Here is a 12633-nt window from a genome sequence, read left to right as displayed (position 1 = left end):
GCGTCTAAACTGGGCATCGTCAATGGCGATCTATTTGGGCGGCGAATGGTGACCACGTCCTCACTTGGCCGTCCTTCCGTGTTTTCCTGGGCGCGCAGGTTTCAGCTGCGCCAGCGGCTCATCGGCAGCCTGTGGGTCATCCCCCTGCTCGGAGCCGTGCTCGGGGCGGTGTTGGGTTCCGCCGACGCGTGGCATGACCCGGTCGCCCGCCTGCCCACAGCCTGGCAGTACTCGGCCGGCACCGCGAGTGGGGTGCTGACGACGATCATCGCGGCCATGGTGGGGTTGTTCGGCTTCGTGGTGACGATTGGTGTGCTGGTGGTGCAGATGGCCACCGGCACGTTGTCTCCAAGATTTATGCGTCTGTGGTACCGGGATCGGCTGCAAAAGCTTACCCTGGCGTCGTTTGTGGGCACGGTGACCTTCGCCTTCGCCGTGCTGCGTGGGATCACCAACAGTTCCGTGCCGAGTCTGGGCGTGTCGGTGGCGGGTCTGGCGTTCATCGTCAATCTCATTCTGCTGCTTTTGTATCTCGACCGGTTCGTTCACAACCTGCGTCCGGTATCTGTGGGCGACATGGTGGGACGGCGGGGCTTGCAGGAGGGCAGACATGCGATCCGTGGCGCGGCGGCGGCCGGCGTGACCATCGCGCGCGCTCCGAATCCTTTGGCTGCAAGCGATCCGGTGATGGTGGTCGGGCTGGGCGAGGGCGGCGCGCTGCACGCGATCAACCTGCACGGCCTGGTCGGCATGGCCGTAAAGTACGGCTGCGCCATCGAGATGAGATGCTCGGTGGGAGACTTTGTGCCGTCCGGGTTTCCAGTCGTGAACATTCACCCGGCAGAGCAGTTGCCCGACGCGCGGGTTGTGGCCGGAATGATCGCCCTGGGACAGGAACGCTCCATTGAGGACGATCCGGCCTTCGCCCTGCGCATCATGGTGGACATCGCCATCCGGGCGCTGTCGCCCGCGGTCAACGATCCTACCACGGCTGTGCAGCTCATCAACCAGATCGAGGCGCTCATTCGAGGTCTGGCACCTGATCTGGACCAGCAGCAGCATCTGGTGGCGACCGACCCGAACGGGACTGTCCGGCTGGTCGTGCCGGTCCGGACTTTCGAGGACTACCTGAGGCTGGCCGTGACCGAGATCCGGGAGTACGGAGGTGAGTCGATTCAGGTATGCCGGCGTCTCAAAGCCATGCTGGAGGGGCTCAACGATATCGTCGATCCGGCTTGCCGGCCGGCGGTGGAGGCCGAACTGGCCCGCCTGGACCGGACGGTCACCGCCCATTTCCCGGACTCCGAGGAGCGGCAGTTCGCCCGGCAACCCGACCGGCAAGGCATCGGCGGCCCCGACGAGCGCTAGCCCGACCCGCTTACCCCGGGCGCGGCGGGCGTTGGGCTGACCGGCTTACCCCGGGCGCGGCGCGCGTGGGGTAAGCGATTACCCGGGCTTGGCGGGGGCGGGCTGTGGCCGGGTGTGTGAGCCGATCGCTACGGCGACGGCCGGGAAGACCAGCACCGACAGGACGCCTGCCCCGACCAGCGCGGCGGCGTTCTCGGGCAGCATTGTTCCGTTGGCCAGGCCGATGTGGGCCAGCGCGACGAGCATCGGCAGTGTGGTCGCGGTGATGAAGACCATCTGGCGGCGCTGTGTCGTGTTGAGTGTGCGGCGGTAGACCAGCAGCGCGGGCAGGCCGCGGATTACCAGCAGCAGCAGGAAGAAGGCGAGCAGACGCAGCGGCGCGGCGGCGATGGAGTCGATGTCCAGGGCCATGCCGGAGGAGACGAAGAAGATGGGGATGAAGAACCCGTACCCGACCGCGTCGAGCTTTTCCTCGAGCGAGTGCACGTGGCCGGGCGCCCAGCGGCGCAGCACCAGACCGGCGATGAAGGCCCCGAGCACGATGTCGAGACCGAAGCGGGCCGCGAACCCAAGCAGCACAAGCAACAGCAGCACGGTCAGCCGCAGCGTGGTCTGCGAGGTGGCATGTTCTCCGGCGATCAGGATGCGGGTGATCGTGGTGCTGTGAATCAGGCGCGGTGCCAACGCGAAGACAGCGGCCAGGCCGCCGATCATCAGCAGCGATACGATCGCGGCGACACTGCTGGTGGTACCCAGAAAAATGGCCACCGCCACAATGGGCAGGAACTCGCCGGTGGCCCCGGCGGCGACGATGTATTTGCCGAACTCTCCCGAGAGCATGTCGTTGTCCCGCAGGATCGGCAGCAGCGTGCCCAATCCGGTGGTGGTCAACGCGATCGAGACCGGGACGAAGGCGTGGACGAGCCCGGCCGCTTCCAAAATGCCGACCACGGCCAGGGCTAGCACGGCCGCGATGACCCACGCCAGCACGGCATTGCGCCCGTAGCGCGCCCGGAACAGGAGCGGGTCGAGCTCGTACCCGGCGAAAAGAAAAACGAAACCGAGGCCCACATTGGCGAAAAGCTCGACGCTGGCGGTTTCGGCCAGCCCGAGGACCTGCGGCCCGATGATGATTCCGCCGATTATCAGGATGACGACCTGCGGCACCCGCTTTCCGGGCACCGCCGCGGCCAGGAAAGGCGCGAGTGTGGCGACGATCGCGATGGCGATCAGCGTGTCGATGCCGCGGGTGAGGCTGTCCATGTTCAGTCGTCGCCGCGCAGGTCGTGATGGCTGATGCGCTGGCGGAAGACGTGATAGGTCCAGGATTGGTAGATCAGGACGGCGGGAAGGAAGACCACCAGTACCACCGTCATCACCTTCAGGGCGTAGGAGCCCGACGCGGTGTTGGCCACGGTGAGGCTGTAGGCCGCGCTCGTTGAGGACACCATGACGCGGGGGTAGAGGTCGGTGAAGATGGCCAGCACGGTGCTGGCCATGGCGATGGTGGTGATGGTGAAGGCCCAGCCTTCGCGGTTTTCCTTGATGAGCCAGGCCGCGGCGAGCACGGCGAGGACCACCGCGATCTCGATGACGTTGGGGAAGAAGCCTTTGCCCGCGGTGGCGTGGGTCCAGATCGCGAAGATCAGCACGACGACGGCGGCGACCGGGGCGATGCGCCGCGCCAGACGGGCCGCACGTTCGCGTACCTCGCCGGTGGTTTTCAGGGTCAGGAAGGTGGCGCCGTGCATCGCCGCGAGGACCACGAACGTGATACCCACGAACAATGCGTAGGGCTGCAACAGGTCCAGGAAGGTGCCGGTGAACTCCTGATCGGCGCCGATGGGCAGCCCCACCAGCAGATCACCCAGGGCGACGCCGAGCAGGAACGGGGCCACCGCGCTGGCGATCGTCAGCAGGTGCGAGAAAGTGTCGCGCGAGCGCTGGCTGGAAGCTTTGCTGCGGAACTCGAACGAGGTCCCGCGCAGGATAAGCGCGACGAGCAGGAGCACCATGGCCAGGTAGAGACCGGAGAACATGGTGGCGTACCAGCCGGGGAAGGCCGCGAAGATGGCCGCGCCGGCCACGACGAGCCAGACCTCGTTGCCGTCCCAAAGCGGGCCGATCGTGGCGATGGCTGCGCGCCGCCCGGCCTCGTCCTTGCCCACCGGGCCGTGCAGCATGCCCACGCCGAAGTCGAAGCCTTCCAGGATGAAAAAGCCCATCCACAGCACGGTGATGGCGATGAACCAGAAGTCGGCGAGTGTCATTGCTTCCTCAGTAGATCGGGGCGGGATCAGGAGTCCGCGCGTCGTCGTCCGCGGTGGCCGGCGGCAGGGTCTTGCGCGCGTAGCGCATCATCAGCGTCACCGCGACGACCGCAAGCGCCGCGTAGAGCAAAAAGAAGACGATGAGACTGATCGCGACCGTGGTGGCGCTCACCGAGGGGGAGACGCCCTGCTTGGTCAGCATGAGCCCCTGCACGATCCACGGCTGCCGGCCGCTTTCGGTAAGCAACCAGCCGGCGGTGTTCATCACGAACGGCAGGACCGCCGCCCACACCGCCACCCACAGGAATCGCCGCGCCGACTCCAAACGCTTGCGCCACATCAACCACAGCCCCCACAGCGCAACCAGCAGAACGAGCACCGCGGAGTAGGCCATCACCCGCATCGACCAGTATTGGATGAACACGTTGGGCACGTAGTCACCCGGCCCATACTGCTGCTGGTATTGGGCGTTGACCTCGTTGAGGCCCAATACCTGGCCGTTCCAGTGATTGGTGGCCAGCAGGGACAGCAGGTGCGGGATCTCGATGATCTGCGTCGGCGTCTGATCGTTCTTCCCGCCGCCGATCTGGAAGATGGAAAACGAGCACGGCTGGCACGTGGTCCATTGCGCCTCCGCGGCGGCGATTTTCATCGGCTGGTATTTGCCTTCCACGACACCGAGTTCGCTGCCGACGAACATGTTGAACATCATGGCCGGTGCCAGCACGATGAGGGCGAGCTTCGCCGAGCGGGCGAACACTTCCGGGTGCGATTTGCGGCGCAAGTGCCAGGCGGACACGGCCAGCATCACCGCCGACGCGGTCACCAGCGCGGCGAGCAGCACATGCGCGTACCCCCAAAGGAAAACGGGGTTGGTCATCACCGCCCAGATGTTGTTGAGCTGCGGCCGCCCGGTGGTGGGGTTGATCTCATAGCCGACCGGGTGCTGCATCCACGAGTTCGCGGCCATGATGAACGCCGCGGACCCGGCCGCGCCCACCGCCACCGCCCAGATCGTGAGCAGATGCACGCGGCGGGAAAGCTTGTTCCACCCGAAAATCCACAACCCGAGGAAGACCGACTCGAGGAAGAACGCGCCCAGCCCTTCCATGGCAAGCGGGGCACCGAACACATCACCGACCGTGCGCGAATACGCCGACCAGTCCATCCCGAACTGGAACTCCTGCACCAGCCCGGTCACCACGCCGACGGCCACGTTGATGACCAGCAAGGTGCCGAAAAACTTGGTCAGCCTCAGGTACTCGTCGCGGCCGCTGCGATGCCAAACCGTGTGCAACACGGCGGTCAGGAAGGCGAGCCCGATCGTGACGGGCACGAACAGGAAGTGGTAGATCGACGTCATCGCGAACTGCAGGCGCGCGAGATCTAGATTGGACATGTCCGCCTCCGCCTGCTCATGCCTCTCATGGTCTGATCATGCCAATCTTGGAGATGTTTCGACGGGTTTGTAGCTTTCTAGGGTGATCAGGTGGCGGGGTTCATTTGCGGGCGGCGGCTCACCACGAAAGACAGCAGGCCCATCGCGGCGGCCACCGCCGCCGCGGCGGCGTAGACGGCCGGTAGTTTCACCCCGGCATCCAGCAGCGGGCCGACGCCGAACGCGGCGATCCCGTAGCCGAGCTGATAGCAGGCGATGACACCGCCGGCGATGGTGGCGGAGAGCGCGGTGAGTTCTTCCTGGCCGAAGCTGATCGTCAGGGGCAGCAGCGCAGAGCAGCCGAGGCCGGCGAGCCCGAAGGCGGCGATGGCCCACCCCGGCGAACCCTTGGGCAGGATGGCGATCAGCACGAATATCGCGGTGAGCGCGAACGGGAGCAAATGGAAGGTCCGCGCGGGCGGGAAGTGCTTCTGCACCAAGGCGAACAGGACCCGGCCGAGGGTGACCATCGCCCAGAACGCGGTCAGCGCGAGCGATGCCTGCGTCGTGGAGGCGTCGTGGGTGCCGGTCATGTCCAGCTGGGCCCAGTTGCCGTTGACCGTCTCGCAGATGCCGTAGAGCACGGCGAAGACCGCATAGATCCAGAACCGGGCCGGTATCGGGGTGCGCGTGCTGCGCTGGCTTGCGGTGCGGCGGGCGCCGGCGCTCAACTGCAGGCGCGCGCTGACCGCGATGAGTATCGCCAGCATCACCGCCGACGTGATGGGCAGTCCTTGCCAGAAGCCAAGGCCGACAAAGATGGCGACGAACACCGGGGCCAGCACGGTGCCGATGCCGAGCACGGCGTTGAGCACCAGCACCGAGGCGTCGACGCGGGCTGGGTGGAAGGCGGCGGTCAGCAAGTTCAAGGTGGGCACGGTCAGCCCGAATCCGGCACCCACGAACGCCGTGGCGGCAAGCAGCAGCGGGTAGGCGACTGCTTCGTCGGCCATGTAGCGCTGGCTGATAAGCAGAAGCACCATCGCCAGCAGGCCGCAGCCGAGACCGGCGAGATAGATAGGCTTCGTCCCAGCGCGGGAGCTGAGCCATGCGCCCGCCAGCGAGGTCGTGATCGCGAGGATCACCTGTGGCAGGAACAGGAAGCCGTATTTGGTGCTGGACAGCCCGTAGTAGGCGGGCCCGGTGAGGATCGTGCTGGCCGCCGGAAAGGTGACCAGCACGATTCCCTGCACAGCGGCGGCGCCGTAGACCACCGCGTTCTGTGCGCGGGTCGCCATGTCAGCGGCTGCCGTTGGCGGCAGGGCCTGCTTTCTTGGCTCCGGTCGCGGTGGCGGCCAGCCGCTGCAGCAGGTGGTCGCCGACGCGGATGGCGTTGGCCATCGCGGTCAATGCCGGGTTCACCGCGCTGATGCTGGGAAAGAAGCTGGTGTCCACGACATAGAGGTTGTCCAGCTCGTGGGCGCGGCAGTCGGTGTCGAGCACCGAGGTGGCCGGGTCGCGGCCGAAACGGCAGGTGCCCGCCTGATGGGCGACCCCGGCGATCGGGATGTCGCTCTTCATGTACGCGAAGCGGTGCACCAGATGTTCCGGGTGCATGCCCAGGCTGCCCAGCATCGACTTGAGCTGATGGTAAAGCTGCTTGGCGGCGCTGGGGTTGCTGGGCGTGTAGGCGAGGTTGACCCGTCCGTCCTTGTCGACGGTGACCCGGTTTTCGGCCCGGGGCAGGTCCTCGGTCGACAGCCAGAAGTCCACCGCGTGGGTGGCCACATCGCGCAGCGCCCAGGTCGGGGCGAGCTTGGTCTCGATGGGTTTCTCGCCGCGGAACATGGCCGCCTGCGACTTGCCGATCATCTGGATGTTGCCCATGGGATAGTCGAAGTCCGGCCCGCTGAAGTAGAAATCGTTGATGCCCAGCGTCTTCTGGAACACGGTCGGGTTCGGTTCCTTGGACAGGGCGAGCACCGCCTGGCTGTCGTGGAACATGTAGTTTCGCCCGACCTGGTCTGAGCTGTTGGCCAAACCGTTGGGGTGCTTGTCATTGGCGGATCGCAGCAGCAGCTTGGCCGAGTTGGCCGCGCCCGCCGACACCACGATGAGGTGGCCCTCGTAGCGTTCCTCATGCCCGTCGTGCTCCACCACCACCGTGGTGACGGCGGTGCCGGCCGCGTTGGTCTCCAGCTTGACGGCTTCGGCGTTGGTCAGCAGGGTCACATTGCTGTGCTCCAGCGCGGGCCGCACCCCGAGCACCTCGGCATCGGACTTCGCATGCACCAGACACGGGAAGCCGTCACACGTCGGGCAGCGCACACACGCGCTGTAGGGCATGTTCGCCTCGTTGAGCATGATCCCGCATGGCGCATGGAAGGGGTGGTACCCCGCCCTGGCCAGGTCGTCGTGCAGCTGTTGGATGCGCGGCTCGTGCGACACCGCCGGGAACGGGTAAGGCCCGCTGGCCGGCGGCTCGGTCGGGTCCTCGCCCCGGGCGCCGTGCACCTGGTACATCTGCTCGGCCGCGGTGTAATAGGGCTCCATGTCCGCGTAATCGATCGGCCACGCCGGTGAGATCCCGTCCATATGACGCAGCAGGCCGAAGTCTTCGGCGCGCATCCGGTAAAGGGCCGCGCCATACAGTTTGGTGGCGCCACCGACGAAATAGTGAACCTGCGGCTGGAACGTCTTGCCCTTGCCGTCCACCCAGGTGTCCGGCGAGATATAGCGGTTGTCGACGAAAACGTCTGCCGTGGACCAGTTCTGCGGCTCGCGCGGCAGCCAGTCACCGCGTTCCAGCAGCAGGATCCGTTTACCCGAGGACGCCAAGTGCCGGGCCAGGGTGCCGCCCCCGGCACCCGTGCCAACGATGATGACGTCGAATGCCCCGTTCATGACAGCTCCTGAATGCGTTCGGTCAGAATGATTCGTGCTGCTGCTTCGATGAGGGCAAGGTGGGAGAAGGCCTGCGGGAAGTTGCCCAGGTGCCGGCCGGTTTCGGTGTCGAACTCCTCGGCATACAGGCCCAGTGGTGAGGCGACTTTGAGTAGTTTCTCCATCAGGTCCCGGGCGCGTTGTGCTTCGCCGACGATGGCCAGCCCGGAGACGAGCCAGAACGAGCAGATGAGGAACGTGCCCTCCTTGCCGCTCATGCCGTCGTCGGTCTCCTCGGTGCGGTAGCGAAGCACGAACCCGTTCTCGGTGAGGTTGTCGGCGATCGCGTTGACCGTCTTGTGCAGCCGCTCGTCCGTTGCGGGCAGGAAGCCGAACAGTGCGGCGAGAAGTGTTGAGGCGTCAAGGGCATCGGTGTGGTAGTGCTGGCGGAACACCCCAGCCGGGGACACCCCGTGCTCGAGAATGTCGGCGCGGATCTCCTCGGCGGTGGCTTGCCAGGTGACGGCCAGATCCGGGCTGCCGCGCAGAGCGGCGAGTTTGGCCGCGCGATCCATCGCCACCCAGCTCATGAGCTTGGACGAGACATAGTGCTGGGGCTCGCCGCGTGCCTCCCAGATGCCCTGATCCGGCTCCCGCCACACCGCGGTGGCCCGTTCGGCTTGCGACTGCACGACCGGCCACAACCGGCGCGGCAGCCGCTGGCTTCGCTGCGTGTGCAACAGGATCGAGTCGAGGACGGCGCCGAAGACGTCGTTTTGTTTCTGGTCGTAGGCGCCATTTCCGACGCGTACCGGGCGGGCGCCCGCATATCCGGTAAGATCGTCTAATGTGGACTCGCTGAGATCGCGGCGGCCGTCGATGCCGTACATGATTTGCAGCGAACCGTCCTCGGACGGTTCCAGGTCGGCGATGAACTGCATGAACTCGTCGGCTTCCCAGTCCAGATTGAGCCAGTGCAACGCTTGCAGGGTGAAGGTGGAGTCGCGCATCCAGGTGTAGCGGTAGTCCCAGTTGCGTTCTCCGCCAGGCGTTTCCGGCAGCGAGGTGGTCGCGGCGGCGACGGTGGCGCCGGTGGGCATGTAGGTCAGGCCCTTGACCGTGAGCGCGGAGCGTTGCAGCATCTCGCGCCAGCGATGGTCAGGGATACGGGCAACGGCCAGCCAGGTGCGCCACCAGTGCGCGGTGGCATCGAGGCGCGCGGTGGCCTCGGTGACGTCGGCCGGGGTGCGCAGGCCCTTGGCCCAGGACAGGGCACAGAAGGCGCTCTCGCCGATGTTGAGCACGTGCCGGCCGCGCAGCCGCTCGCCCTCGATTCCCAGCGCTATGTCCGAGGCCATCCGGATGGTCACCCCACCACCGGTCGCGTCGGCCAGATGGCTGCCGCCCTCGGCAAACTCCCACTGCGCGGGCGCTCGGCCGTAGTCGAAGATAGGCTCGCAGATCACCTCGACCTCGACCCGGCCCTCGATGCACTCGATGGTGCGCACCAGCATGTGGTCGGCGTCCTCGTCGGTCGGCGGCCGGGTGTGCTTGGTTACCTCGTCGGGCTCGGTTCTCGGATAGACGGTCAGCGCGTCACGTACCACCACCCAGCCGGTCGGGGTGCGATACGTCGTGCGCATCACCAGCGTGCCGGGCTCATAGTGCCGATTGACCGGATGGTCCACGCCGTAGGGACCGAAGCGGAAGTTGCCGGCCTGACGATCCAGCAGGCTGCCAAAGACACTGGGCGAGTCGAACGAGGGAACACACAGCCAGTCGACCGAACCGTCGGTGGCCACCAAAGCGCCGGTGTGGCAGTTGGAAAGGAACGCGTAGTCCTCGATGGGCGGGAACGGCGAGGGCATCGCCGCGCTTTGCGGCATCGTGTCGGGCTGGCGGTTCAGGACGCTGGTCATCAGTTGCTCCAAGGCTTGTGCCAGCCACCGAATTCGGCGATAAGCTGATCGGCCGCGGCCGGGCCCATGCTGCCTTTGGCATAGGGCTGCACCGGCGACGGCGCGTCGAGCAGCGGCTGCATGATGCGCCAGGTTTCCTCCACACCGTCCTGGCGGGTGAACCGGGTGCTGTCGCCCACGAGTGCCGCGTGCAGCAGCACCTCGTAAGGTGCGGGCGCGCTTGCGCCCTCCTTAGCGAATTCGCGGTCCAGGGTGATGGTGTCCGGGTCGGGCGCGTCGGCAGGGCGGGCCTCCAACCGGAACCGCACCCCGGTGCTCGGATCGAGCCTGATGACAATCTGGTTCGCCTCGGGCGCACGGTGGAACGGAAGCTGGGTGCCCAGGCGTGGCGGGCGCCGGAAGACCAGCCGCAGCTCGGTCTGGGTCAGCGGCAGGCACTTGCCGGTGCGGATGAAGAACGGCACCCCGGACCAGCGCCAGTTGTCGATGTCCAAGCGAAGGGCGGCATAGGTTTCCGTCGTCGAACCGGCCGCCACTCCGGCGATCTGCTGGTAGCCGTCGTACTGCCCGCGCACGTAGTGGGCCGGGTCCGCAGTGGCGACCGCCTTCCAGAGCGCCACTTGCGCGTTCTTGACCGTGTCCGGGTCAGGGCCGGCCGGCGCCTCCATCGCCCCGATCGACAGCAGCTGCATCAGATGGTTGACCACCACATCGCGCAGCGCCCCGACCGGATCGTAGAAGTGGCCGCGATCCTCCACGCCGAAGCTCTCGGCCATGGTCAGCTGCACCGACTCGACGAAGCTGCGATTCCAGATCGGTTCCAGGATGGTGTTGGCGAACCTGAGGTACTGCAGCTCGTCTGAGCCGAGCTTGCCGAGGAAGTGGTCTATCCGGAACAGCTGCGGCTCGGGCACGCTGCGGTGCAGCTCGTCCGCGAGTTCCTTGGCCGAGGCCAGGTCGTGGCCGAACGGCTTTTCCACCACTACCCGTCCGCCGCGTACCAGCCCCGCATCGGCGAGGCCTTTGATGACGGTGCCGAATAGGAACGGCGGGATCTCCAGGTAGAACACGGGTGTGGCGACATCGCCGATGGCCGCGCCGACCCTGCGGTAGGTGTCCGCGTCCCCGAAATCGCCTGGGATATAAGACATCCGGCCGGTCAGCCGGTCGAACACCTCGTCGTCTATCTTCTCCCCGCCGCTGAGGATCGCCACCCGCGCATGCTCATGCAGGTCGTCCTGGCTCCACTTGTCCACCGCCACCCCGATGATCGGGCAGTCGAGCAGACCGCGGGCTTCGAGCCGGTACAGCGAGTGGAAGGTCATCACCTTCGCCAGGTCGCCGCTGATCCCGAAGATGACGAACACCTCCGCGGGCTTGGCCGCTACGGATGTGGAATCGGTGACGCTCATCAGCTCTCCTGGTCTTGGTTGAGGCGCGGGGTGTCGATCTGCGATGGATCCAGCAGTGCCGCCGACCTGTGGTGAGGGCGCAGATAGAAGTCCTCCGCCCACGCGACATAGGTTTTGAGCTCGGCACCGATGTTGCCCAGCAGCTCCATGTGCACGCCAAGCCAGGCGGCGAAGGCAAACCGCCCGTGGATCTCGTGCCGGTGCGCGCCGACCTCGGCCACGGCGGCCTTGCGCCCGATCATGGCCATGATCCCTTTGTCGCGGTAGTGGAACGGCTGGCGTACCCCGCTGTCGGCCGCGGAGAGGATGTTCTCCGCGGCCCACTTGCCCGCCTGTTGCGCCACACTGCCCAGCTGCGGCAGGGCCGCCTCATCGCCGAACGGAATATTGGCGACATCGCCGACCGCATAGACAGCCGGAAATCCGGGCACGGTCAGATCGGGCTGCACATCGATACGCCCGCCCCGGCCCTGCGAGAACCCGGCATGACCGGCGACGTCGGCGGCCATCTCGCCACCACCCCACACCACCAGCCCGGTCTTGATCACCGTGCCGTCGCCGAGGGTGACCTGATCCGCGGCCACCTCGCTGACCGGCACGCCCAGGCGCAGCTGCACCCCACGGCGTTGCAGCTGCTTGGCCGCGTAGGCGTGCGCGTGCGAGGAGAACGCGCCCAGCAGCTCGTGGCCGAGATCGACCAGGATGATGGTGGCGCTTGATACCGCGAGATGTTTGTGCACATGCGGCATCACGTCATGGATGAGTTCTGAGAGCGCGCCGGCCGTCTCCACGCCGGTCGGCCCCGCACCCACCACCACGAACGTCAGCGCCCCCTGCTCGATCAGTTTCGGATCGTCAGCGGCCTTCTGGAACAGCTCCATGACGCGTGACCGCACCCGGACCGCGTCTTCGAGGCTGTAGAGCGGGAACGCGTGTTCACTCGCGCCCTTGGTGTGAAAGAAGTTCGCCTGCGCTCCAGCGCCCAGCACCACCACATCGGCGGCCAGGCTGCTGCCGTCGGCCAGCGTGACCGAGGGCGCCGCCGGATCCACCGCCACCGCCTCGGCTTTGCGCACGGTGACGTTGGGGTATTTGCGGAACATGTGCTCGAGGTCGAAACGGATGTCGTCCGGCGCTAGTTCGGCGGTCGCCACTTGGTACAACAAAGGCTGAAACTGGTGATAGCCATGCTTGTCCACGAGCGTGACACTGACCCGTTGCTCCCCGGCGAGGCGCTTCGCGCAAGCCACCCCGGCGAACCCGCCGCCCACCACGACGACATGCGTATCCGGCTCGGTCATCGAGACTCCCCCTGTATCCCCACAGCCATGCCTACCGCACTTCGGAACCCAAATATGGAGAAACAGCGGATTCAGGCACAGCCCCCGGCTTCCGTCTCGAGC

Annotated in this window: 9 protein-coding genes; 1 reads left to right on the top strand and 8 read right to left on the bottom strand. The window is 66.4% G+C overall.

The genetic code is table 11. From position 1 onward, the window contains the following. Positions 1-78 precede the first annotated feature (78 nt). On the top strand, positions 79-1368 hold the full coding sequence (locus tag Rhe02_RS08350; RefSeq protein WP_203907511.1) for a DUF2254 domain-containing protein: 1290 nt from the start codon (positions 79-81) through the stop codon (positions 1366-1368). Between the two features lie 78 nt (positions 1369-1446). On the opposite strand, the gene Rhe02_RS08345 is transcribed toward Rhe02_RS08350, so the two are convergent. From Rhe02_RS08345 to Rhe02_RS08310, 8 genes are all read right to left on the bottom strand, one after another. Continuing rightward, entirely contained in the window at positions 1447-2631 is a 1185-nt protein-coding gene (locus Rhe02_RS08345; RefSeq protein ID WP_203907510.1) for a cation:proton antiporter, read from the bottom strand. A 2-nt stretch (positions 2632-2633) separates the two neighbouring features. Continuing rightward, entirely contained in the window at positions 2634-3638 is a 1005-nt protein-coding gene (cydB, locus tag Rhe02_RS08340) for a cytochrome d ubiquinol oxidase subunit II (protein ID WP_203907509.1), read from the bottom strand. Positions 3639-3645: 7 nt separating this feature from the next. Then, positions 3646-5037 carry a cytochrome ubiquinol oxidase subunit I gene (locus Rhe02_RS08335; protein WP_203907508.1) on the bottom strand — a complete coding sequence of 464 codons (1392 nt, stop codon included), beginning with the start codon at positions 5035-5037 and terminating at the stop codon, positions 3646-3648. Between the two features lie 86 nt (positions 5038-5123). Continuing rightward, positions 5124-6314, bottom strand: coding sequence for an MFS transporter (locus Rhe02_RS08330; RefSeq protein WP_203907507.1), 1191 nt, complete (start codon positions 6312-6314; stop codon positions 5124-5126). A gap of 1 nt (position 6315) precedes the next feature. Beyond that, on the bottom strand, positions 6316-7920 hold the full coding sequence (locus tag Rhe02_RS08325; protein WP_203907506.1) for a GMC oxidoreductase: 1605 nt from the start codon (positions 7918-7920) through the stop codon (positions 6316-6318). Further along, a complete protein-coding gene (locus Rhe02_RS08320; protein ID WP_239123550.1) occupies positions 7917-9818 on the bottom strand; it encodes a glycoside hydrolase family 15 protein in 1902 nt (633 codons plus the stop codon). Before Rhe02_RS08320 ends, Rhe02_RS08325 begins: the two co-directional genes overlap by 4 nt. Beyond that, entirely contained in the window at positions 9818-11230 is a 1413-nt protein-coding gene (gene zwf, locus Rhe02_RS08315) for a glucose-6-phosphate dehydrogenase (RefSeq protein WP_203907505.1), read from the bottom strand. Before zwf ends, Rhe02_RS08320 begins: the two co-directional genes overlap by 1 nt. After that, entirely contained in the window at positions 11230-12531 is a 1302-nt protein-coding gene (locus tag Rhe02_RS08310; protein ID WP_203907504.1) for an NAD(P)/FAD-dependent oxidoreductase, read from the bottom strand. The genes zwf and Rhe02_RS08310 overlap by 1 nt, the downstream gene beginning before the upstream one ends. Between the last annotated feature and the right edge of the window lie 102 nt (positions 12532-12633).

It is taken from the genome of Rhizocola hellebori, assembly GCF_016862955.1.
In the GTDB taxonomy this organism is placed as follows: Bacteria; Actinomycetota; Actinomycetes; order Mycobacteriales; family Micromonosporaceae; genus Rhizocola; species Rhizocola hellebori.
This window is presented reverse-complemented; position numbering and strand designations above follow the sequence as displayed.